The following is a 20,554-nucleotide window of genomic DNA, read 5'->3' on the forward strand; positions in this document are numbered from 1 at the left end:
AACCAACCTATCAGTTTTCACACGGGCAATCTGGCCCTCACGCAGGAGACGACACGTCATGCTGAGCTGGGACGAATTCGACAAAGAAGATGACGGCGAAGTCGCTGTAAAAGGCGCCAATGCCGGCCACGCTTCTGAAGCCAACATGGACCGCCTCGACAGCGCCGGTGGTGCCGCCGCTCAAGAGGCCCGCGCCGTGACCGCGACGGACTCCGCCGCGATCGCCCGCGCCAAGGCTGCCCTGGATTCCCTCGACGTCGCCGAAGGCCTCGCCGAACTGGAAGGCGCCTCCGCCCGTGTAGCTGTCGATGAAAAGCGCATGATCAACTGCCGCGCCGACCTCAACCAGCTCGTCCCATTCAAATACGACTGGGCATGGCAGAAGTACCTGGACGGCTGCGCAAACCACTGGATGCCGCAAGAAGTCAACATGACCGCCGACATCGCCCTCTGGAAAAACCCGGAAGGCCTGACCGACGACGAGCGCCGCATCGTAATGCGCAACCTCGGCTTCTTCTCCACCGCCGACTCCCTGGTTGCCAACAACCTAGTCCTGGCCGTGTACCGCCTGATCACCAACCCGGAATGCCGCCAGTACATCCTGCGCCAGGCCTTCGAAGAGGCGATCCACACCCACGCCTACCAGTACTGCATCGAATCGTTGGCCATGGATGAAGGCGAGATCTTCAACATGTACCACGAGATCCCATCGGTCGCGAAAAAAGCCACCTGGGGCCTGAAATACACCCGTTCGATCTCCGATCCGAAGTTCGAAACCGGCACCGTCGAAACCGACAAAGAGCTGCTGCGCAACCTGATCGCCTACTACTGCGTTCTGGAAGGCATCTTCTTCTACTGCGGCTTCACCCAAATCCTCTCCATGGGCCGCCGCAACAAAATGACCGGCGTCGCCGAGCAGTTCCAGTACATCCTGCGCGACGAATCCATGCACCTGAACTTCGGCATCGACGTGATCAACCAGATCAAAATCGAAAACCCGCATTTGTGGGATGCTGAGATGAAGGAAGAAGCGAGCCAGATGATTCTGCAGGGGACTCAGCTGGAGATCGAATACGCACGGGATACCATGCCTCGCGGCGTGTTGGGCATGAATGCGGCGATGATGGAGGATTACCTGAAGTTTATTGCTAACCGTCGTTTGAGCCAGATTGGTTTGAAGGAAGAGTATCCAGGGACGACTAACCCGTTCCCTTGGATGAGCGAGATTATGGACTTGAAGAAAGAGAAGAACTTCTTTGAGACTCGGGTTATTGAGTATCAGACTGGTGGGGCGTTGAGCTGGGATTGATTCCTGGACCTAGCCACGGCCGGTTGTGATCTGAATCGGCAGATTGGAAAAATCAAAAAGCCCTGACTTGTTCAGGGCTTTTTGATTTGGGAAAAAGAGCGCACGCCGTAGCCGTTATCGAAGGCTACGTCCGAGCCGGGGTCGCGCCCGACCAAAGCCCTCGCAAAACCAACCACCCCGCCGTTGGTCCGAGAGGGGTTCATGATCCAGGAAACGGAACTATCGTTTTTTATTACATCGTATGGATACGTTCCTTTCAGGCGCGCGTTCATGATTGATGCCAAGGCGCTCAAGGAGTAGAGCCATCCCTGTGCGCATATTATTTCCAATGACCTGCTAGAAGGAGCAAAGCCATGTCTGGAAAATACAATGCGGAAAGTACGGAGACAGAACTCCAGATCTTCTCGAAACAATCGGATAATCCCGTAGTCCTGAAAGGCAATCTGACATCCCTGCACGACAAACCGGAAAAAATCCATCAGCTACTGGATATCCTCGAACTACCGAAAGGAACCGAAGTTCGAGTCATCACCAAGGCTGCATCAGTCATCGTGCGCTAACCCAAGTGCCCTTGCACAAGTGCTTGTCACTTGTGCAAGGAAGTGCAGCGAACAAGAAGCCAAAGGGTTAAAGATCATGCAAAGCAAGGAAGCCACCAGTCTTGTCAGCGAACGCTTAAAAGATAACGTCTCTGTGGTGTTCTCGAACGACAAGACAACAATTGCATACGCGCTGTGGGAAGTGAAACTTCCTGTCAGTTGGGTGAACGCTCAACCCGTCATAAAAGACCTGCTTGATCGACGTATATCCCGCGCCCAGGCACTGGAGAATCCGATGGCCAATCCGCTGGTAAATCTGCTCAGCGCACAGGGCTGTTTCACATCGATTGAAAAAACGCACTATTCTCTTAAAGAAATAAAAGCGCTGTTTGATCCGCTCCGTTCCGAATGGTACGCGACCTATTATGCCCATCTCGCCTGGGAACAAATAAGAACCGGAAAGTCCAACCGCAATGTACTGTTGGCCTGGTTAATACACAACTATCACATCTCTCGCGCCGCTGGCATTGTAGCGGCCCGAATGGCGGCTTTGGGAAAAGAAACAATCTCGACTAAATTCTTTCAACAGGATGCACTGGAAGAATATTGGCACTGTGATGCGTTCTACTCTCTGGATACGCCCTTGCTGCAAGGCGTAAGTCTGGCTGATGTGAAATCCTATGTGCCTCTGCCTGGTTCGCTGGCATTTGAAGAGCACTGCCTGCAAGTCGCAGAAACCGATCCATTAGGACATTTATTGATCGCCTATTTTCAAGAGTCGAGCATCGCTTTCGCCAGCGCCAGCAACGATTTCTATCAAGTCGTAGAGGATCAATACGACATCAAAGGTTTATTCAATACTTGGAAACAACATATCCAGATAGACGTCAACCATGGCCATGCCGAGGGGCTCGGTCAATTATTGGACTCCGCTGCCGAAGTGGAAGCAGCTGTATTGGAGCGCGCGTTGCGCAATGCCTGGCTCGGCTTCTATTTTCTATGTTGTAGCCTGGACGACATTCAACAGGAGCAGCACGGCGATGAAATATACCTGCGGCTACCGGTTGAGCAGAATGCAGCCCGCAATCTCCCTAACTTGTGGGAAGCGCTGACCAGCCATCTCGGCGCGGAAAAGTTTCCCCAGACGGCCCGCTTGCGCGATGTCGATCAGGCTTTTCTAGTCGACGGATTATGCAAGAGTGCTTTTCGGGCGCTCGGCTTTGCTCGCGACCACGATCAGATCATCGCCTGCGGGGGAGTTGCTAAAGCTTTCTCCCGGCATGCCAAGCCAAGCGAATCCGACAATCCGCTCAATCCATGGTCGCTGGCCATCACCAACCACTTGTTGGAAGCCGCCAACTGCCCCGCCACTTGGTTGATGCTGACTAGCCTGCTAAGCGAACGACTCACCCAGTTCAAGTTGACTGATGCAGTGAGAACCTGCATCGAACAGGCACTGCGCGGCTGCGTAGTGAGCAGCTCAAGCTGCCGTTTACCTTTAACGGCGTTGCGCCAGCTGGACGAACTGATAGTCCGCTGGCTTGGCAGTCGCGATCTGATGCCGCACAGGTTGTTACAGATATAGGACGGGGTCAGCAATGTCGCACTTCTCTCTCCATGGACAGTACCGCGTACAAAGCCGGCGAGACTATGCCACATCAGCACTGGAGGGTGAGTGGTATGGCGGCCCGGGTGTGCTGGGCAATGCGGGTATCAATGAGGCATTACGGGCCCATCCGTTCTGGACTGGACAGGTACAGGTGGCGTTGCGGACTGCGCTAATCAGTCAACGTTTCGGCAAATTCGCCTCCGAGCCGGACATTCTCTACAAGCATGACCTGTTCATCCCCGCCCCCGACAGCGATGCCATGCTGGAAAATATTGTCGATGTGCTCAAGTCGTGGCAGAACTGGATCCAGCGGAAAAAATTTGTCCAGACGCTGTTCTGTGCTGAAGACTATCAGCACGCCATGGGGCATTTAAGCGACTTGCAAACGACCATCGCCAATGAATATATGGTGCATGAGGCCGGGCACTTCATCGCCTATGATGTTTTTACCAAACAGAACGATGGTTATTTCGCACCCGGCGGAAAAACCGTGTGGCCGCTTATCTACCTTGAAGAATTCCGCGCGGATTTGAATGCTTTCGGATTTGCGGTAAAACTGCTACCGCCTGAACAGGCTGTACAAATCTTCCTATATAACCTGCTACTTCGCTTTGGCGTTCATCGCCAGGGCATATTGACCCTGCACAGTGCACCTTACGGCCTGATACCTTATCTCTTGTTCTGTTTACTGAACGAGCTTGGCTTTGTTGCAGTTATTAACGTGCACGGGCGTTATTGTTTCAGGTTAAGCAACCTTCATACAACAACCCTCATCGGCTTAATGCAAGACTGTGCCCATCATGCGAAAGTACAATTGAACACGGTGGAAATGGCCACCCCCCGTTCATGGGAGCGGGCTCTCGCCGCGGCGAGTTACGTTCGGAATCGGTTGGAACAATATGAACAGACCAGGCAATTCGCATTGGTAATGAACCAGCCTGCAACAGGCAAGGAACAAGCATGACTGACCAACAACCTAATCCCTATACGCTTCCTCCTGACTTGCCTGTCCCGCAGGATGACGGTGCGTGTGATCATCTAGCGAGAATGCGGTTGCCGGAAATCGAATTGACGTCCACAGAGGGCAAACTCTGGAATCTGGCTAAACACGCCGGGAAAACAATAATCTATATCTACCCGGCCACCGGCGTACCTGGCAAAGACCCCATACCAGACTGGGATGCTATTCCAGGAGCACCGGGTTGCACCTTGCAGTCACTGGGCTTTGGCGAGCGTTACGAGCAGTTTAAGAAGATGGGGTATCAGGTATTCGGTGTCAGCGGACAGAGTGCGGCCGAACAGATCGAGTTCAAGCAACGAACAAAGTTACCCTTCATACTCTTGAACGATTCAAACTTCATTCTGCGAGACAAACTAGGCCTGCCCACATTTCAAGCGTACGGCCAATTGTTTTACAAGCGTTTAGCTCTGATATTAGAAGACGGAAAAATCAGACAGGTGTTTTACCCAGTATTCCCACCGGATCAATGCGCAACCAAAGTATTAGCATGGCTGGAGAGCAACGAGTAGACCTATCCGTAGGCTGTTTAAACAGTAGCGGGCAGTAGGCCAACTTCGTACAACTGAGCCGTTAGCAACCTTGGCGCCGGTACGGATGCGAGTAGTCAGCCAAGCTGGACGGATCGGCCCATATTGAGTCTGTTGCATTGGCAGGATGAAGGCTGAATTCGGCTGCGGGATAGCCTTATCTGTTGCTCAATCGCACGCGGCGGCGGGTGCCGGTGGTTAAGCCTTGGTGGCGGAAGGTTGTGGAGGTGTTTCAGTCGTCGAAGCCGGTGGGTTAGAACGACGGTGTATTTGTAGAATCGCTTGAGCGATACGTCGGTCTTTTCTGTAGGAATTTTCGTAGACAGGTGTAATGGCCACTCAGTATCGTCCGAGGGTTTTCAACCCTCGGCGATTGTATGGATACCCCAAAGGAAAAAAGTGGCTGGAGCGATCAGGAGCTTGAGGCTTCGGTCGATGCGTATCTGAAGATGCTGAGCCTTGAACAAAGCGGCCAGACGTTTAGGAAGTCAGTTGAGAATCAGCTTTTGCGTAAAGGCCCGTTAAGCAAACGTAGCGCCTCTTCGGTTGAGTACCGCATGCAGAACATCTCCGCCGTGATGGAACAAATGGGTCTGAGCCACATTGTTGGCTATGTATCTGCAAAAAACGTCGGCACCGGGATCGGTAACCGAATTCGAAAGATCCTTACCGAAAAAAATATCGAAGCTTTTCGCAAAAAACCAACGCGAGCCAGCCAGCACCTTACTTATCGGCTGTTGGAGGTTCAAACGCCTCCATTTAATGACGCACCTGAAGGAATTCTGAATCCCAATCAGACCAGCTCCGCAACTATTAAGTACTCGCGGGCACGGAGGATTACTGATTGGATATTGAAACAGTCTCAAGGCTTCTGCGAAGGATGTAATCAAGCTGCTCCTTTTCTGCGCGCTGATGGATTGCCATACCTTGAAGTCCATCATGTTAAGCCTTTGGCTCATAAAGGTTCGGATCGTCCTAGGAACGCAGTCGCTCTATGCCCGAACTGTCATCGACGTTGTCACCATTCGAGCGACAAGGATGAATTTACTGCCTCGCTTTATACAAAGGTGAAGAGACTGAAACCCGAGTAATTGAACTGCATGAGATTTGTGGCAAGGGAGCTTGCTCCCGCTCGACTGCGAAGCAGTCGCTAGGCGAACAACTTGATCTGTCAGATACACCCCGCTTGCCGGTTTTGGGGCTGCTGCGCAGCCCAGCGGGAGCAAGCTCCCTCGCCACAGATTGGCGGTAGGCTTGATGGCTGTGGTGATTTTGGGAATCGCGAGCAGGCTCGCTCCCACAGTTTTTTTGTTTCCACAGGTTTTACGCGGTGTTGAAAACAGTCAGTGCAACCCGCCCCGCCTCCCGCTATTAATACCCTTCCCCACTCAAGGACCCGAGCCCGCCATGAAATTCGACCTCGCCTACTGCCTCAGCCTCGACGACAAGCTGTCGATCTATGACGTGCGCGATTTGAATTTCGACGAGACGATGGAGTTCGATTCCGCTAAAGAACACTTCCAGTGCCCCAACGATGCCTGCCGCTTGGCGTTCGACGCGACCAACGTGTTGGGAACGTTCAACGCCAAGAACGTGAATTACGTGCGCACGCCGCACTTCAAGAACATCCCCAGCACGCGGCATGTTGAGGGTTGTCCTTATGTCAGTCTGAAGACGCCGGCGTCGGGCCTGGAGGTGGATGGGGCGGAATCGGATGACAGTCGCGAGGAGCATTTTCCGTCGGAGTTGTTGCTGACTCGGCGTGAGTATGTGCGTAAGCCTGCGAGCCCGGCGGTGGCGGCGGATGTCATGCGCGATGATCCAAAAACAACTTCAGCGGCCAGTAACGTCGAGCATCCGAGCCGGGAGTCGGCGCCGGACAAGACCAGTGTCTTCGCCCATCCGGTGGAGTGTTTTGTGTCGAACTTCGAGGACAAGGATCTGCTCAAGCGCATGCCGCTGAAGATTGGCGAGCACTCGGCGCCTTATGGGTCGTTTTTCAAGAAGATTGAGTATCTGCAGGACAACAAGGGGCTGATTTATTGGGGCAAGATCAAGGAGATCAAGGATTACACCCAGAGCTTTCGGATCGATTTCGAACAGAAGGTCTGGTTCAAGCAACCGGACGAGGCGAAGAAGAAGCCTTATTCGGTGAATGTTTATCTGAGCAAGAAGCTGATCGATGACTACCGCAAGCGCAAGGCGTTTCTGGAAGAGATCAAGCACGCCATCGACAGTGAGGCGGAGTTGTATTGCTTCTTTTATGGCGTGACGCCGGAGCTGAAGCAGGTGCCGAGCAAGAAACACCCCGAACAGACGTTCGGGGTGTTCAGTGCCAATATTGAGAACCTGGATCACTTCATTATTCGTGAGGCGCTGGGGTTGGCGGAGAAGTAATCAGTTTTGCTGAAGCTGACTCTCCAAATCCCGAATTTCCTGCTTCACTTCTTTACGCCGATCACGTGCAGCCTGAATAACTTGCTCATTCCGCCCGCAGTATGTGCGTAACCAGTGCACCATCATCTCTTCGCTCGGGAAGTAATAGTCTTTATGGCCTTTACTGCCTCTGAGGAAATCGTTCATCTGCGCGTCGAAGCGACCGGCCGCATACTCATCCGGCGGTAAGGTGCCCCACTCTGCGGCGCAATCCTGGAAGAACCAGGCGATATCGTCGATGTGCTTTTGCGCACCGCGATGTCGGCGTTTGTACAGTCGGTACTCGCGATTGCTTTCCTCAAAGCGCTCCATCATTGGCTCATCTTCGACCCAGCGAAGGATGTCATGCTGCCCCGCATGATGGATCAGGCCGTTTATCCATCGCTCGGAAAAACGTTGAACAAAACCTGCGACATCGGCCTTTTTCGCGTCCGCGAAAATCATGCAATAACGGGTTTGCACATGGATGACAAACAACACGTGCTTGCGTTGCACGGTAATGGCATGGACCAGCCACTGTTCGGTGGACTCAACTGACTCATCGTCTTCGATAACAGGCGATGGCGGTTTCTCCACCGCAGTGATTTTCTTGCCCTTGCTCACGCGACTGAAGAAGTCACTGGCCGCTTCGGTGCAGTTGAAGATCAACATCCTTGGTCCTTTGATTAATAGGGTTATGTCGCTCAGTCTGGTCGCTCGATCTCTTCAACCCATTCAAGCTCGTATGGCTGACGAACAACGTCTGCAACTTCCTCACGTGCTTCGTCACTGAGAACCGATAGTTCCGCGTCGGTCAACAAGTCGTGCATGACCATCTTTCTCAATGCCATAAGCGCACTGGAGCGGCTATACAGATCAAAGGTCCGAACGATATCTTTATCCCGATCACGGGTGAGACGGTAGAGCATTCTGTACCGGGCATGAGGCGACAGCGCGCTGTGTTGGGCGATGGTTTCGGCGTCGGTGAGAACACCCAGGCAGAAGCGATCGAGCGCAATCTTGCGCAGTTCCTTGAACTTCTTCCAGTCACTTTCGAGGATCGGCATGACATTCTCCTGCGTGAAATCTTGAACAGTGCGAAGGCCTATTCTTGCGAATAAGCCGACTGATTCCAACCTCACTTGGCACACATACTCAGCATCACCAAAACCAGCAAACCAATATAAACCCGAGCATGCACCCGATCCGGTATCCGCCCGATCCACGGCGTGGACAGCCGAATGCCTAGCACCGATCCAGCCGTCAGCACCGCAAACGCCAGCACATCCACATAACCAACAAACCATGGCCCCAGATCAAACTCGGTAAACCCCGCCATGGCCATGTAAGTCAGCGTCCCGGCTATCGCCACCGGCAAGCTCAACGGATTGGCCATGGACGTCGCCTGGGACATGTTCAGCCCGTCGCAATAACGGCACGGTCATGACGCTGCCGCCCACGCCGAGAAACGTGGCGATGGTGCCGATGCCTACACCGCCACCGGACACCTCTGCCCTGCCCAATCGCCGTGGGATTACCGCGTCGGACTGGGTGAGAAAACCGCGTATTAACAGGCAGTCCAGAATCGTCACGCCGAGGTAGGCGATGAAGGCAAAACGGATCAACTCGCCACTCGCCCACATCGCAGCCACAGCTCCGACGACCGCGCCCAAACCGATGAACCCGCCCAACGGCCACAGGTAATGGCGAATGAGGTTTCCGGCGCGGTGATGCTTTGCGCTGGCGATCAGGGCGTTGACGATCATTACGTAGGTCGAGGTGGCCACGGCGATGTGCATTGCCGATTGGCTGATGGGGTCGTCGACGCCGTGGCTGGCCGTGAGCATGCGGTACAGCAAGGGCACGACGACGAAGCCGCCGCCGAAACCGAATAGCATGGCGGTGATGCCGGTCATGCAGCCGAAGAGTGTCAGCAGGAGGTAGAACATCGCGCGTCGTCCGTTGGTTGAGAGTGGTCGACGATAGAGCGATGTGGCTTGGCCTGCTTCAGCAAGCCAGCCAATAATGTTTGCGTTTACGCCAACCGCTGGATACCGCTTCGATGCGCAATGTTTCGATTGATCTGCTGGACGACACGCCACGGCCGGTGGTGGCCATCGGTACCGATTACGCCGATGGTCATCGGTTGCCGCGCCATACCCATCGGCGGGCGCAGTTGTTGTATGGCGCCACCGGGGTGATGCAGGTGAGTACGCTCGATGGCAATTGGGTGGTGCCGCCGCAGCGGGCGGTGTGGATTCCGCCGGGGGTGGCGCATGAGGTGTTGATGCTGGGGGTGAGTACCCGCAGTTTGTACATCGAACCGGGGGCGGTTGATTTGGGCAATCGCTGCCAGGTGATCAGTGTTTCGCCGTTGATGCAGCATTTGTTGAGGGAAGCGGTGGAGGTTGCGCTGGAGTACGACGAGGCCGGGCGTGACGGTGTGTTGATCGATTTGCTGTTGCACGAACTGGCCCGCAGCGCTCACCTGCCGTTGCATATTCCGTTGCCCGTGGATGTGCGGCTGCTCGGGTTGTGTCAAGCGTTTCTCCGGCAACCGAACGCTCACCAATCGCCGCAGCACTGGGCTGATCAGTTGCATATCAGCCTGCGTACGTTTAATCGGTTGTTCCGCCAACAGACCGGCCTGAGTTTCAGCCAATGGCGGCAGCGGGCCTGTGTGGTGCTGACATTGGCGCGGCTGGCGGTGGGCACGCCGGTGACGCGGATTGCCCTGGATTTTGGCTATGACAGCCCGGCGGCGTTCTCGACCATGTTTCGTCGTGTGCTGGGGCAGGCACCGTCTGTCTGGTTGGAGGGGGCGAAGTGACGCGCATAGCGCAGAACCTGTGGGAGCGTGGCTTGCCCGCGAAGAATGCACCGCGGTTTTTCAGGTACTACGCGTCATCGTTCTTCGCGGGCAAGCCACGCTCCCACAGGTTCTGCGCTTGGCACTTCATTTTCTTTACTGATCGGTCTTAGCCACTGCTTGTTCTGGCAACAACTCAAAGCTCTGCTCCTTCACATCCTGGGAGTCCAGACCGATTTGCACCCGGAACTCGCCCGGCTCGGCGGTGTATTCCAGTTGGGCGTTGAAGAACTTCAAGTCGTTCTCATCAATGCTGAAGTGGACCGCTTTCTCCTCTCCGGCCTTGAGCATGATTTTTTGAAAGTTTTTCAGTTCCTTGACCGGACGGCTGACGGATGCAACGACATCGCGGATATACAGCTGAACCACCGTTTCGCCATCGCGAGGGCCGGTATTTTTCACGATGATACTGGCGACGAGGTTTTCGGTCTTGTTCAGCGTGGTCGAAGACAGGGCCATGTCGGTCAGGCTGAAATCGGTATAACTCAGCCCATAACCGAAGGGATAAAGCGGACCATAGGATTGATCGAAATATTGAGAGGTGTAGTTGCGAAGCGCACCCACTATGTAGGGACGACCGGTGTTCAAGTGGCTGTAGTAATTCGGGATCTGCCCCACGGAGCGTGGAAAGGTGATGGGTAACTTGCCGGACGGGTTGTAGTCACCGAACAACACATCGGCAACGGCGTTACCTCCTTCAGAGCCGCTGTACCAGGTTTCCAGAATCGCATCGGCCTGTTTCTGCTCCTTGCCGATGGACAGTGGCCGGCCGTTCATCAAGACCAGTACCAGCGGTTTTCCGGTGGCTTTCAGGGCGGTGATCAATTCACTCTGGCGCCCCGGCAGATCGAGGCTGGTTCGGCTGGCCGCTTCATGAGACATACTGCGGGGCTCGCCCACCACTGCAATCACAACATCGGCTTGCTGTGCAGCCTTGACCGCTTCGTCAATCATTTCTGCTGCCGGACGAGGGTCGTTCGCGATTTCGGACACTCCCTGAAACTCCAGGTATTTAACAACTTCCTGATCCTCCTCGAGATTGGCGCCTCGGGCATAGATCAGCGAGCCCTGGTTCATCGCGTTTTTCAGGCCGTCGTAGATCGTCACCGATTGCGCGGCCACGCCGCTTGCGGACCAACTGCCCATGATGTCGACAGTACTTTTTGCCAATGGGCCGATGAGCGCGATCGTGCCCTCTTTTTTTAGCGGCAAGAGCCCGTTTTCATTCTTCAGCAGTACCAATGTCTTGCGTGCCACCTCACGGGCTTGCGCTCTGTGCAGACGGTTTTCGGCATTGTTATCAACGGGGTCTTCACTGGCAACGCCGATGCGTCGGTACGGGTCTTCGAACAGCCCCATATCGTACTTGGCCCCCAGGACTTCGCGCACCGCGTTATCAATATTGCTCTGGGAAATAGCGCCCGACTCAAGCAGCCCCGATAGCTCCGGACCATAGGAGAAGTCGTTCATGCTCATATCAACGCCAGCCCTGATCGCGAGCCTGGCAGCGTCGCGGGGATTCTTCGCGACACCATGCTGAACCAGATCGTTTATCCCGTTATAGTCGCTGATAACCAGTCCCTTGAAGCCCCATGCTTTGCGAAGCAGGTCTTGCATCAACCATGCGTTGGAAGCGGCTGGCACGCCATTTATCGAGTTAAGCGCCACCATCATCGCCCCCGCACCACCCTCAATCGCCGAACGATAAGGTGGCAGGTAATCCTGGTACATCCTGGCCAGGCCCATGTCGACGCTGTTGTAGTCGCGTCCACCTTCGACAGCCCCATACAACGCAAAGTGTTTGGCGCTGGCCATGATGCTGTCGGGTGCATTCGGACTTGCGCCCTGGTAAGCCTGAACCATCGCTTTGGCAATGCGCGAAACCAGATAGGTGTCTTCGCCGAAGCCTTCGGAGGTGCGCCCCCAGCGAGGATCCCGGGCGATATCTATCATCGGGGCGAAGGTCAAATCGATACCGTCCGCACTGGCTTCTTTCGCCGCTGTTCGACCGCTCAACTCGATAGCGCCAATATCCCAGCTGGAAGCCAATGCCAGGCCAATGGGAAAAATGGTTCGATGGCCGTGTATCACGTCCCAGCCGAAAAACATCGGTATTTTCAAGCGGCTTTGTTGAGCCGCGTCCTGCATGGGTCGGTTCACGTAGCGGCTCACAGAGCCGTAGGTCCCACCGATTCGCCCGGCGCTAATCTCTTCGCGTATTTTTTCGGGCGTCATCTTTTCATCAATAGCGATCAGCCGCAGTTGGCCGATTTTTTCCTCCAGGGTCATCTGATTTATCAGGTTGCTGACAAAGGCCTCTTTGCTCAACGAAGCCATATCAGCCACGACGGGCAGACTTGTAAAACCAATCAGGGCACATAGCAGACATAGTCTTTTCATGATTCCCTTCCCCGCATAACGCTGTGGCGCACTGCTTTTTGAAACGCCACCTTTCCTGGCATTGAAAATCAGAAGGCTGACGTTCAATCGTTACTGCTGACGGGTATTGAAAACCGATCGGGCTTTCACGATCCCGCATAGAAAGAGCGTAGTCGGTCCCACGCTCCTGCCTGAGCGAAAAAACACCATCGATCAAAAAAATGAGTTTGATCCGGGGACAAAATAACTGTACAAAAACACAGTACTTTATCGAATAGCCACTCTCGAGCCCCGGAGAAAACCATGGCCTCTCTTGCGATGAAAATCACCCTGGAACGTATCGCCCTCTTCCAGTTCACCCCCGCCCACTGCGCCCAGGCCCGAGCGATGCTGGGCTGGAGTGTCGAAGAGTTGTCCGAGGAATCCGGGGTTTCCGTTGACGCCATTCAGCGCTTCGAAGCGGAGCGCGATGTGCTGGATGTCACCCGGCTGGCGCTGGCTTATCGGCTGGAATCGGAAGGTTTGGTGTTCTTCCCGGGGTTTGCGCCAGGGAGAGGAATGAATGTGAAAGGGTCGACACTGGATCCGGTGGGGCGGGCGGATTATGCGATGGTTGAGTGAGGTGTCAGCAGATGAATGAAATCGATGGAAGCAACAGCTGCGTTTATGAAGCGCTGGGCTATCCCGAGGCTGGTGAGATGCGGGCCAAAGCCGAACACGTCATGAAAATTGGTCTGCTCCTCGATACCGGTCGGCTGAGTAAGACTGAGGCTGCGCAAAGGCTCGGACTGTCTCAGGAAGAACTGGACGAAATACTGAGTGGAAAATTTCGCGATTTGACCGTGGCAAAGATCTCGGAATATACAAACCTGCTACTGGATGAACGCAGATAGATTGGTTCAGCACTCGGGCCGCTCCCACGGTAAGCGGCCCGGCAACACAACATCAAGATCAAGCGTTCTGAGGTGCCATCGGATCGCTTACACCTTCTTCCAACCCCAGCCACCAGGTGCGACCACTCTGTGGATACATCACATTGAACGCTTCACCCATTTGCGGTGTGGTGATCGACACGTTCCGCTCCCAGGCCAATGCCAGGATACGGTCGAAGGGTTCGTACCAGGCATGCATCGACAGGTCGAAGGTGCCGTTGTGGATTGGCAGCAACCAGCGCCCTTTCAGGTCGATGTGCGCTTGCAGGGTTTGCTCGGGCTGCATGTGAACGTGAGGCCACTCGACGTTGTAGGCACCGGTTTCCATGAGTGTCAGGTCGAACGGGCCGTACTGTTCGCCGATGCGTTTGAAACCGTCGAAGTAGCCGCTGTCACCACTGAAGAAGATTCGCGTGTCGCCGTCGATCATCACCCACGACGCCCAAAGGGTGCTGTTGCCGTCGAACAGGCCACGTCCGGAAAAGTGCTGCGAAGGTGTGGCGACGAATTGAAGGCCATCGACCTCGGTGCCCTGCCACCAATCCAGCTGCCGCACTTTGCTGGCATCCATGCCCCACTTGATCAACGTGTCACCCACGCCCAGCGGTGTGAGGAAGTAGCGGGTCTTGTCCGCCAGTTTGAGGACCGCCTGATAATCCAGGTGGTCGTAGTGATCGTGGGACAGGATCACCGCTTCAATCGGCGGCAGGTCTTCGAGGCTGATCGGCGGTTGGTGGAAACGCTTGGGGCCGGCCCATTGCACCGGTGAAGCACGTTCGGCGAAAACCGGGTCGGTGATCCAGAATTTGTCCCGCAGCTTCAGCAGTACGGTGGAATGGCCGAGGCGATAGACGCTGTGGTTGGGCGCCGCGATCAATGCCGCCTGGGTCAGGGTTTGCACCGGGACAGGGGTGGACGGCCGGGTGTCGCGTGGCTTGTGAAAGATCATGTTCCAAATGATGCGCAGGGTTTTACGAAAACCTTCACGCTGCACCGGCGTATGATTTCGGTACTGCCCTTGAGCCTGCCGAGACGCTTCAGGCGTTGAAGCGTTATTCGCGGGGGAAGTTGAAGTGGCCATGACTGAATGACTCCAGAAAAACCGCACGATTCACGATTTTCCGCTTGGGACTATGAAAAAATGGCCAAGGCACGCACGCATCAGCCGGAAATTCTATTTTTCACAGTGCAGGATTAACAAAACATTACACTGCACAGTGTAGTTTCTAGGTTGCATCAAAGCCGATCACAAGTAAACTGCCGAGTGTAATTTTCATTTTTCTCCTGCCGAAGCGTATTTATGACAGCTCCACAGCGCCTCACCGACCGTAAACGCGAAGCCATCATCCAGGCGGCGATTGCCGAATTCCGTGCCAACGGTTTCGACATCACCAGCATGGACAAGATCGCCGCTACCGCCGGTGTGTCGAAGCGCACGGTGTACAACCACTTTCCGAGCAAAGAGGAGTTGTTTGCCGAAATCCTCAATCAGCTATGGGCACGGGTGATGGCCGAACAGCAAACGGCCTACCAGCCAAACCTGCCCCTGCGCGATCAGCTGCGTCTGATATTGCAGGCGAAACTGCAGATGATGTCCGATGACAATTTCCTCGACCTGGCGCGGGTGGCGATCGCCGCCACCATCCATTCCCCCGAGCGCGCACAAAACATGGTCGCCCGAATGGGTGAGCGTGAAGAAAGCCTGACCGTGTGGATTCGCGCGGCCCAGGCCGATGGCCGATTGAAACCGGTCGCGCCCGAGTTTGCCGCGCAACAGGTACAGGGATTGCTCAAGGCTTTTGCGTTCTGGCCACAAATCTCCATGGGTCAGTCAGGCCTGTCGCCCGAGATGCAACAGACCGTGACGGAGTCGGCGCTGGATATGTTCCTGGCGTGTTATGAGTGCCAATCGGGCTGCGAAAAATGACAATGTGTACTGTTTGCCAATGGTCGGATAGCTCTGAATAGAACACCGTAATGTGTTTCAGAATGAAACTGGCGCTGGAGTTATAGTGAGCCTCAGTCCCAGCGCCATGCAGAGAGCACTCATGAGTACCCCGACCAGCGAAATCGAAACCGAAACCACCGTCCCTGTCGATCACCTGCGCTTCCATCGCCCTCACGCTCATCTGGCACCTACTTTTGGCACTGACCGTTTTGCCCTGCGCGCCGAGGCGTTTGCGCGGTTCTTCGGCACGCCGACTTTTCTCGGCGCCCAGACCCTGATTGTGGTGGTCTGGATCTGCCTGAACCTGTCCGGCGTGACTCAGTTCGACGTGTACCCGTTCATCCTGCTCAACCTGGCGTTCAGCCTGCAAGCGGCTTATGCCGCGCCGCTGATTCTGCTGGCACAGACGCGCCAGGCGGCGCGGGACAAAGCCCAGTCAGACGCCGATGCGCGACATCGCGAAGCCTTGGCCGTCGCCAACAGTGAACGTCAGGCGCAGGCCGCGCGAAACACCGCGCAACTGAAGGAGCTGCTGGAGCAAAACACCCGGCTCACCGAAATCACCAAGACCCTGACCGAGCGCATCGAAAGCCTGACGTCGGAAATGCATCAGCACTTCGTAGGCAAGGAGCCGCCGAAGACCTGATCCGACTCAAGGAAGTTTGAGCGCCCGCCCCAACTCATCGAACAACGTCACCACCGAGCGCAAGGCGCGGCAGTCCGGCCGAGTCAGCAACCACAGCGCGGTGTCGTAACCGTGCAAGGGCTCGGTCAACGGTTGCAGTCCGTCACCGATCAGGAAGTCCGGCAGCGCCGCAACGCCCAGCCCGGCCCGCACCAACTCAGTCACCGACAACATGCTGTTGCAGCGATAAGCGGGTGTCACGCCAGGTAACTGCTGGCGCCGCCATGCGACAGTGGGGTGATCAGGCAGGAAGTCATCCGGGGCGATCCAGGTCAATGAAGCCAGGTCGTCGGAATCGACCGATTGCAGATAGGCCGCGCTGGCACAGACCCTGTAGGAAATATCTGCCAGCCGCCGGCCAACTAGATGCTCGGGCGGTGTACGGGTCAGCCGCAAGGCGATGTCGGCATCGCGACGGCTGAGGTTGGCGAAGTCGTTGGAGGTGCACAGTTCAATGGTCAGCGCCGGATAGGCCGGCATAAACCGCGCCAGTGCCGGCAATAGCAGACTTTGCAGGACGGAATCGGTGCAGGTCAGGCGTACGGTGCCGCTGATGACTTCACCGCCCTGCTCCACGCCTATGCGCGCCGCCTCCAATGCTTGTTCGGCGCGTTCAGCCTGTTCGGCCAGGGTCTGCGCCAGCGTGGTCGGCAGGTATCCGGCGCGACTCTTTTCGAACAGTTGCTGGCCCAGGGCGGCTTCCAGTCGGCGGACGGCGCGAAACACTGTCGAGACGTCGACCTTCAACAACGTCGATGCCCGAGCCAGAGAGCCGCCGCGCACCAGCGCGAGGATCAGGGACAGGTCGGGGTATTCCAGTCGATAGTGCATCGATGCATTGATCACTTGGGATAACGCCAATATTGATTGCGTGAACGCCAATCTATAGTGGGGACCCGGAATCAACAAGCGTCGAGATCACTCATGGAAACCAGCGCCATCCGCATCGCCTTGATCGGCGATTACGCCCCCCAGGTCACCGCCCACCAAGCCATTCCCGTCGCTCTCGGTATGGCCGCCGAACACTCAAGCACAGACCTGCAATTCCAATGGCTGGCCACCGACAGCATCAACACCGATACGCCACTGGATGACTTCGATGGTTTCTGGTGCGTGCCGGCCAGCCCCTACCGCGACATGGACGGCGCGTTACGGGCAATTCGTTTTGCGCGTGAACAGCAGCGACCGTTCCTTGGCACTTGCGGCGGTTTTCAGCATGCGGTACTCGAATACGCCCGCAACGTCTTAGGCTGGGCCGATGCCGAACACGGCGAGACATCGCCCGACGCGACGCGGGCGTTACTCACGCCGCTAACCTGTTCGCTGGTGGAAACCGTAGACAGTATTCATTTGGTTGAAGGCTCGTTGATCGCCAAGGCGTACGAAAACGCTGAGATTCGTGAGGGATATCACTGCCGTTATGGTGTGAATTCCGAGTTCGAACGTGAGTTATTGAGCCAACAGCTGTGCGCCGTTGGACACGACTCGACGGGGGACTTGCGGGCGGTGGAATTACGCGGGCATCCGTTCTTTGTCGCGACGCTGTTCCAGCCCGAGCGCGCCGCGCTCAAGGGCATACTGCCGCCGTTGGTCCGCGCGTTGATCGAAGCGTGTGCGAGGCACCCATCATGACCGCCCAGACACCTGCAACGCCTTACTACGCGGTGATTTTTACCTCGCTGCGCACCGAGGGCGATCACGGTTACGAACAGGCCGCCGAACGCATGGTGCAATTGGCCCGTGAGCAACCTGGCTTTCTTGGCGTGGAATCGGCCCGTGGCGCGGACGGGCTCGGGATTACGGTGTCCTACTGGGCCAGCGAAGCGGCGATCCTGGCCTGGAAACACCATCCCGAACACAGCGCGATTCGTGAGCGCGGACGGTCGACCTGGTATTCGACGTGTCATACGCGGGTGTGCAAGGTTGAGCGGGATTATCGGTTTGAGCAGTGATTTTCGGCGGCGTTTTTAGAACTGCCTTCGCGGGCAAGCCTCGCTCAGAGAGGGCAACGCAACCTGGAGCGAGGCGTGCCCGCGAAGAGGCCCTGACGGCCACTCACAAACTTCAGTTCTGAACCAAGCTCCTCAGCGCCGAAATTTCCGGCACTTCCCGTCGGTTCATATACGCCCGCAGCGGCTCGGTGATGTTGATCCGGTCGTCGATGTTCTGGTCCAGCAGCAACTGGATCAGTTCACGCTTGAGCGTCATGGCCTGCTCGGGGCCGGGGGCCCAGACGAATTCACTGGTGGGGATGATGCCGTCGTCGGCCACGTCCATGCCAAAGGAGTCTTCGCTGAAGCGCACGATGTAATGGCCGGTCTTGCGATTGAGGCCGACAAAGCCTTTGAGTTGGTCGGCGGCCTGGCAGATGAGCTGGGAAGTGATGCGCATGGTAAACCTCACAATAGGTCGCAAGGACCGGTGATCGATGGTTTACACGCAGGGCAAGCGAACGGGTTTCCCTCTGCCGGGGAAACGCCGGGGCCAAGGGTACTGCAAAGAACCGCACATAAGCGCTGAAAAAAATCCTTTTAAACACGTTTATGTCGGTCTGACGATAGCGCAAGCGACGTTCAGTTGTTAAAAGATACGTCTTTGAAAACCCATCGCAAAAGGACTTCGACCATGCCTGTCACCTTCACCAAAAGCGCCCTGCTGCTGAGCCTGATGCTCGGCCTCGGCCAGGCACAGGCCGCCAGCGAGCCAAGCCCCACCGCACTGGCGACTCGTCTGGGCATTCCGCACCCGGCGGTGATCGCCCACCGTGGCGCGTCCTTCGATGCGCCGGAATCCACCGCCGCGGCCTACAAACTGGCTCGCGACCTGGGTGCCGATTACCTGGAACTGGACCTGCAACGCAGCAAGGATGGCGTGCTGTTCGCCCTGCACGACAACAACCTGCAACGCACCACCGACGTCGCCACCAAGTTCCCTGAGCGCAAGGACAGCGCGGCCAACGAATTCACCATCGCCGAACTCAAAACCCTGGATGCCGGCAGCTGGTTCAATACCGCTTACCCCGATCGCGCGCGTCCGGGCTACGCGGGCCTGAAGATCCTGACCCTGGACGAAATCATCGACATCGCCCAAGGCAATCCGCTGCACAAGCCCGGCCTGTACATCGAAACCAAAGAGCCCAAGCAGTTTCCCGGCATCGAGCGCGACCTCAAGGAGAAACTCCAGGATCGCGGCTGGCTGAGCCCGGCCGGTTCGAAACTGGCGAAAAGCGATCTGGCGGTCGGCCAGGGCAAAGGCAAGGTAGTGCTGCAAACCTTCGAGAAGAGCAGCCTTGAACTGCTGGAAAAGGAAATGCCGAAGGTGCCGAAAATCCTGCTGCTGTGGGTAGGCGAAGGCAGCATCGAGCCGAAATCCAAAGTGACGTTCGCCGAGTCCGGTGACAAGGACAAAGCGACGTACTACGCCAAGCAGGAACCGAAAGACAAAGCCGAGTTCCAGCAATGGGTCGAGTACGCCAAGGCTCAGGGCGCAATCGGGACCGGTCCTTCGGCTGCGCTGACCAAGGGCGGCGACCAAAGCTATTCAGACCTGGTGAAACCGTGGATGAACCAGTACACCCACGATCAGGGCCTGCTGGTGCACGTCTATACCATCGACGATGCCGTGGATTATCAGAAAGTGGCGGATGCCGGCGTCGACGGCATCTTCACCAACCGCGCCAGCGAACTGCTGAAGTTCTATAAGCGCCCGGCGGCGGCGAGTGTTGCGCAGTTGTTGCAGAACAACGGGTATTGATCGGCGCCAGGCACTGCACCGCGTCGTCCCCATCGCGGGCAAGCCACGCTCCCACAAGGTCTGCGCAATACCTGTAGGAGCGAGGCTTGCCCGCGAAGCTTTTAACTGACCCCACGGGCAATTAAGGATGAATTAAGTTGCGCTGTTTAACCTGACTCCAATTAAACAGCTCATCCAAGGAAAGAACTTGATGAAAACCTTAACTGCCCTGTTCACCGCTGCTGCCCTGACCCTCACCGCTGGCCTGGCCCAGGCTGACGTTCGTGTCGACCAGATTCCTGAGTTGGTCAAAAGTGGCAAGATCAAACCACTGGAAGAACTGAACCAGGCAGCCCTGAAGTTGCACCCCGGTGCCACGATTAGCGACACCGACCTGGATAACCACTTCAATGGTTACGAATATGAAGTCGAGCTGCGTTTGGCTGACGGCACCGAGTGGGACGTGGATTTCGATGCCGCCACCGGCAAGGTCCTGAGCAACAAACAAGACAAGTGACTGAACTGCAAAAAGCCGCACGATTTTCCGATCGTGCGGCTTTTTTGCATTCGGCGTCAGGCCAGTCGACGA

General features: G+C 56.1%; 22 protein-coding genes and 2 pseudogenes. 17 read left to right on the top strand and 7 right to left on the bottom strand.

Features of this window, described 5'->3' with window-relative positions; translation table 11 throughout:
- Positions 1–58 precede the first annotated feature (58 nt).
- From ACZ9BB_RS17135 to ACZ9BB_RS17170, 8 genes and pseudogenes are all read left to right on the top strand, one after another.
- Positions 59–1,309 carry a ribonucleotide-diphosphate reductase subunit beta gene (locus ACZ9BB_RS17135; protein ID WP_007934889.1) on the top strand — a complete coding sequence of 417 codons (1,251 nt, stop codon included), beginning with the start codon at positions 59–61 and terminating at the stop codon, positions 1,307–1,309.
- 353 nt (positions 1,310–1,662) lie between these two features.
- Positions 1,663–1,869 carry a hypothetical protein gene (locus ACZ9BB_RS17140; RefSeq protein WP_095634587.1) on the top strand — a complete coding sequence of 69 codons (207 nt, stop codon included), beginning with the start codon at positions 1,663–1,665 and terminating at the stop codon, positions 1,867–1,869.
- Between the two features lie 76 nt (positions 1,870–1,945).
- Positions 1,946–3,433 carry a hypothetical protein gene (locus ACZ9BB_RS17145; protein WP_476214755.1) on the top strand — a complete coding sequence of 496 codons (1,488 nt, stop codon included), beginning with the start codon at positions 1,946–1,948 and terminating at the stop codon, positions 3,431–3,433.
- Positions 3,434–3,446: 13 nt separating this feature from the next.
- A complete protein-coding gene (locus ACZ9BB_RS17150) occupies positions 3,447–4,421 on the top strand; it encodes a hypothetical protein (RefSeq protein ID WP_476214756.1) in 975 nt (324 codons plus the stop codon).
- Positions 4,418–4,987, top strand: a complete 570-nt coding sequence (locus ACZ9BB_RS17155; RefSeq protein WP_476214757.1) for a peroxiredoxin — start codon at positions 4,418–4,420, stop codon at positions 4,985–4,987. The genes ACZ9BB_RS17150 and ACZ9BB_RS17155 overlap by 4 nt, the downstream gene beginning before the upstream one ends.
- A 123-nt stretch (positions 4,988–5,110) precedes the next feature.
- Positions 5,111–5,262, top strand: a pseudogene (locus ACZ9BB_RS17160) (BRO-N domain-containing protein); the annotation flags it as partial.
- A gap of 120 nt (positions 5,263–5,382) precedes the next feature.
- Positions 5,383–6,096 (top strand): HNH endonuclease, encoded by a 714-nt coding sequence (locus tag ACZ9BB_RS17165; RefSeq protein WP_476214758.1) that lies wholly within the window; start codon positions 5,383–5,385, stop codon positions 6,094–6,096.
- 316 nt (positions 6,097–6,412) lie between these two features.
- Positions 6,413–7,402 carry a hypothetical protein gene (locus ACZ9BB_RS17170; protein ID WP_476214759.1) on the top strand — a complete coding sequence of 330 codons (990 nt, stop codon included), beginning with the start codon at positions 6,413–6,415 and terminating at the stop codon, positions 7,400–7,402.
- On the opposite strand, the gene ACZ9BB_RS17175 is transcribed toward ACZ9BB_RS17170, so the two are convergent.
- From ACZ9BB_RS17175 to ACZ9BB_RS17185, 3 genes and pseudogenes are all read right to left on the bottom strand, one after another.
- Complete coding sequence (locus ACZ9BB_RS17175) at positions 7,403–8,092, bottom strand: DUF6933 domain-containing protein (protein ID WP_476214760.1); 690 nt, start codon at positions 8,090–8,092, stop codon at positions 7,403–7,405.
- A 32-nt stretch (positions 8,093–8,124) separates the two neighbouring features.
- Entirely contained in the window at positions 8,125–8,487 is a 363-nt protein-coding gene (locus tag ACZ9BB_RS17180; protein ID WP_476214761.1) for a hypothetical protein, read from the bottom strand.
- A gap of 71 nt (positions 8,488–8,558) precedes the next feature.
- Positions 8,559–9,369 (bottom strand): annotated as a pseudogene (locus ACZ9BB_RS17185) (sulfite exporter TauE/SafE family protein).
- A gap of 113 nt (positions 9,370–9,482) precedes the next feature.
- Here ACZ9BB_RS17185 and ACZ9BB_RS17190 point away from each other — a divergent pair.
- Positions 9,483–10,250: an AraC family transcriptional regulator gene (locus ACZ9BB_RS17190; protein ID WP_476214762.1), complete on the top strand. Its 768-nt coding sequence runs from the start codon at positions 9,483–9,485 to the stop codon at positions 10,248–10,250.
- A gap of 135 nt (positions 10,251–10,385) precedes the next feature.
- Here ACZ9BB_RS17190 and bglX read toward each other — a convergent pair whose 3' ends face one another.
- Entirely contained in the window at positions 10,386–12,689 is a 2,304-nt protein-coding gene (gene bglX / locus ACZ9BB_RS17195; protein ID WP_476218342.1) for a beta-glucosidase BglX, read from the bottom strand.
- A gap of 282 nt (positions 12,690–12,971) precedes the next feature.
- Here bglX and ACZ9BB_RS17200 point away from each other — a divergent pair, with 282 nt between their 5' ends.
- The gene (locus ACZ9BB_RS17200) at positions 12,972–13,289 is read left to right on the top strand and encodes a helix-turn-helix domain-containing protein (protein WP_476214763.1); all 318 of its coding nucleotides are present in this window, start codon (positions 12,972–12,974) and stop codon (positions 13,287–13,289) included.
- 11 nt (positions 13,290–13,300) lie between these two features.
- Positions 13,301–13,561, top strand: a complete 261-nt coding sequence (locus ACZ9BB_RS17205; protein ID WP_476214764.1) for an XRE family transcriptional regulator — start codon at positions 13,301–13,303, stop codon at positions 13,559–13,561.
- Positions 13,562–13,619: 58 nt separating this feature from the next.
- Here the strand turns inward: ACZ9BB_RS17205 and ACZ9BB_RS17210 are convergent, their stop codons facing one another.
- Positions 13,620–14,681: an MBL fold metallo-hydrolase gene (locus tag ACZ9BB_RS17210; RefSeq protein ID WP_476214765.1), complete on the bottom strand. Its 1,062-nt coding sequence runs from the start codon at positions 14,679–14,681 to the stop codon at positions 13,620–13,622.
- A 219-nt stretch (positions 14,682–14,900) separates the two neighbouring features.
- Between ACZ9BB_RS17210 and ACZ9BB_RS17215 the strand changes: the two genes are divergently transcribed.
- Together ACZ9BB_RS17215 and ACZ9BB_RS17220 are read left to right on the top strand one after the other, a co-directional pair.
- Positions 14,901–15,527, top strand: coding sequence for a TetR/AcrR family transcriptional regulator (locus ACZ9BB_RS17215; RefSeq protein WP_476214766.1), 627 nt, complete (start codon positions 14,901–14,903; stop codon positions 15,525–15,527).
- A gap of 121 nt (positions 15,528–15,648) precedes the next feature.
- The gene (locus tag ACZ9BB_RS17220; protein WP_476214767.1) at positions 15,649–16,194 is read left to right on the top strand and encodes a DUF1003 domain-containing protein; all 546 of its coding nucleotides are present in this window, start codon (positions 15,649–15,651) and stop codon (positions 16,192–16,194) included.
- 6 nt (positions 16,195–16,200) lie between these two features.
- Here the strand turns inward: ACZ9BB_RS17220 and ACZ9BB_RS17225 are convergent, their stop codons facing one another.
- A complete protein-coding gene (locus ACZ9BB_RS17225; RefSeq protein WP_476214768.1) occupies positions 16,201–17,142 on the bottom strand; it encodes a LysR family transcriptional regulator in 942 nt (313 codons plus the stop codon).
- A 15-nt stretch (positions 17,143–17,157) separates the two neighbouring features.
- Here ACZ9BB_RS17225 and ACZ9BB_RS17230 point away from each other — a divergent pair, with 15 nt between their 5' ends.
- Complete coding sequence (locus tag ACZ9BB_RS17230; protein ID WP_476214769.1) at positions 17,158–17,865, top strand: CTP synthase C-terminal region-related (seleno)protein; 708 nt, start codon at positions 17,158–17,160, stop codon at positions 17,863–17,865.
- Entirely contained in the window at positions 17,862–18,185 is a 324-nt protein-coding gene (locus tag ACZ9BB_RS17235) for an antibiotic biosynthesis monooxygenase family protein (RefSeq protein WP_476214770.1), read from the top strand. The genes ACZ9BB_RS17230 and ACZ9BB_RS17235 overlap by 4 nt, the downstream gene beginning before the upstream one ends.
- Positions 18,186–18,297: 112 nt before the next feature.
- Here the strand turns inward: ACZ9BB_RS17235 and ACZ9BB_RS17240 are convergent, their stop codons facing one another.
- Complete coding sequence (locus tag ACZ9BB_RS17240) at positions 18,298–18,624, bottom strand: DUF2025 family protein (RefSeq protein WP_476214771.1); 327 nt, start codon at positions 18,622–18,624, stop codon at positions 18,298–18,300.
- A gap of 234 nt (positions 18,625–18,858) precedes the next feature.
- Between ACZ9BB_RS17240 and ACZ9BB_RS17245 the strand changes: the two genes are divergently transcribed.
- Complete coding sequence (locus ACZ9BB_RS17245) at positions 18,859–19,986, top strand: glycerophosphodiester phosphodiesterase (protein ID WP_476214772.1); 1,128 nt, start codon at positions 18,859–18,861, stop codon at positions 19,984–19,986.
- 190 nt (positions 19,987–20,176) lie between these two features.
- Entirely contained in the window at positions 20,177–20,482 is a 306-nt protein-coding gene (locus tag ACZ9BB_RS17250) for a PepSY domain-containing protein (protein ID WP_476214773.1), read from the top strand.
- Positions 20,483–20,554 lie beyond the last annotated feature (72 nt).

The organism is Pseudomonas sp. TE3552 (assembly GCF_056278945.1).

What these genes read in the sequence shown, in the direction of transcription:
- ACZ9BB_RS17215 (WP_476214766.1), top strand. Translation starts at nt 14,901, where the DNA reads ATGACAGCTCCACAGCGCCTCACCGACCGTAAACGCGAAGCCATCATC.
- ACZ9BB_RS17180 (WP_476214761.1), bottom strand. Translation starts at nt 8,487, where the DNA reads ATGCCGATCCTCGAAAGTGACTGGAAGAAGTTCAAGGAACTGCGCAAG.
- ACZ9BB_RS17150 (WP_476214756.1), top strand. Translation starts at nt 3,447, where the DNA reads ATGTCGCACTTCTCTCTCCATGGACAGTACCGCGTACAAAGCCGGCGA.
- ACZ9BB_RS17240 (WP_476214771.1), bottom strand. Translation starts at nt 18,624, where the DNA reads ATGCGCATCACTTCCCAGCTCATCTGCCAGGCCGCCGACCAACTCAAA.
- ACZ9BB_RS17155 (WP_476214757.1), top strand. Translation starts at nt 4,418, where the DNA reads ATGACTGACCAACAACCTAATCCCTATACGCTTCCTCCTGACTTGCCT.
- ACZ9BB_RS17250 (WP_476214773.1), top strand. Translation starts at nt 20,177, where the DNA reads ATGAAAACCTTAACTGCCCTGTTCACCGCTGCTGCCCTGACCCTCACC.
- ACZ9BB_RS17200 (WP_476214763.1), top strand. Translation starts at nt 12,972, where the DNA reads ATGGCCTCTCTTGCGATGAAAATCACCCTGGAACGTATCGCCCTCTTC.
- ACZ9BB_RS17230 (WP_476214769.1), top strand. Translation starts at nt 17,158, where the DNA reads ATGGAAACCAGCGCCATCCGCATCGCCTTGATCGGCGATTACGCCCCC.
- bglX (WP_476218342.1), bottom strand. Translation starts at nt 12,689, where the DNA reads ATGAAAAGACTATGTCTGCTATGTGCCCTGATTGGTTTTACAAGTCTG.
- ACZ9BB_RS17190 (WP_476214762.1), top strand. Translation starts at nt 9,483, where the DNA reads ATGCGCAATGTTTCGATTGATCTGCTGGACGACACGCCACGGCCGGTG.
- ACZ9BB_RS17220 (WP_476214767.1), top strand. Translation starts at nt 15,649, where the DNA reads ATGAGTACCCCGACCAGCGAAATCGAAACCGAAACCACCGTCCCTGTC.
- ACZ9BB_RS17175 (WP_476214760.1), bottom strand. Translation starts at nt 8,092, where the DNA reads ATGTTGATCTTCAACTGCACCGAAGCGGCCAGTGACTTCTTCAGTCGC.
- ACZ9BB_RS17170 (WP_476214759.1), top strand. Translation starts at nt 6,413, where the DNA reads ATGAAATTCGACCTCGCCTACTGCCTCAGCCTCGACGACAAGCTGTCG.
- ACZ9BB_RS17210 (WP_476214765.1), bottom strand. Translation starts at nt 14,681, where the DNA reads ATGGCCACTTCAACTTCCCCCGCGAATAACGCTTCAACGCCTGAAGCG.
- ACZ9BB_RS17140 (WP_095634587.1), top strand. Translation starts at nt 1,663, where the DNA reads ATGTCTGGAAAATACAATGCGGAAAGTACGGAGACAGAACTCCAGATC.
- ACZ9BB_RS17165 (WP_476214758.1), top strand. Translation starts at nt 5,383, where the DNA reads ATGGATACCCCAAAGGAAAAAAGTGGCTGGAGCGATCAGGAGCTTGAG.
- ACZ9BB_RS17145 (WP_476214755.1), top strand. Translation starts at nt 1,946, where the DNA reads ATGCAAAGCAAGGAAGCCACCAGTCTTGTCAGCGAACGCTTAAAAGAT.
- ACZ9BB_RS17205 (WP_476214764.1), top strand. Translation starts at nt 13,301, where the DNA reads ATGAATGAAATCGATGGAAGCAACAGCTGCGTTTATGAAGCGCTGGGC.
- ACZ9BB_RS17245 (WP_476214772.1), top strand. Translation starts at nt 18,859, where the DNA reads ATGCCTGTCACCTTCACCAAAAGCGCCCTGCTGCTGAGCCTGATGCTC.
- ACZ9BB_RS17135 (WP_007934889.1), top strand. Translation starts at nt 59, where the DNA reads ATGCTGAGCTGGGACGAATTCGACAAAGAAGATGACGGCGAAGTCGCT.
- ACZ9BB_RS17235 (WP_476214770.1), top strand. Translation starts at nt 17,862, where the DNA reads ATGACCGCCCAGACACCTGCAACGCCTTACTACGCGGTGATTTTTACC.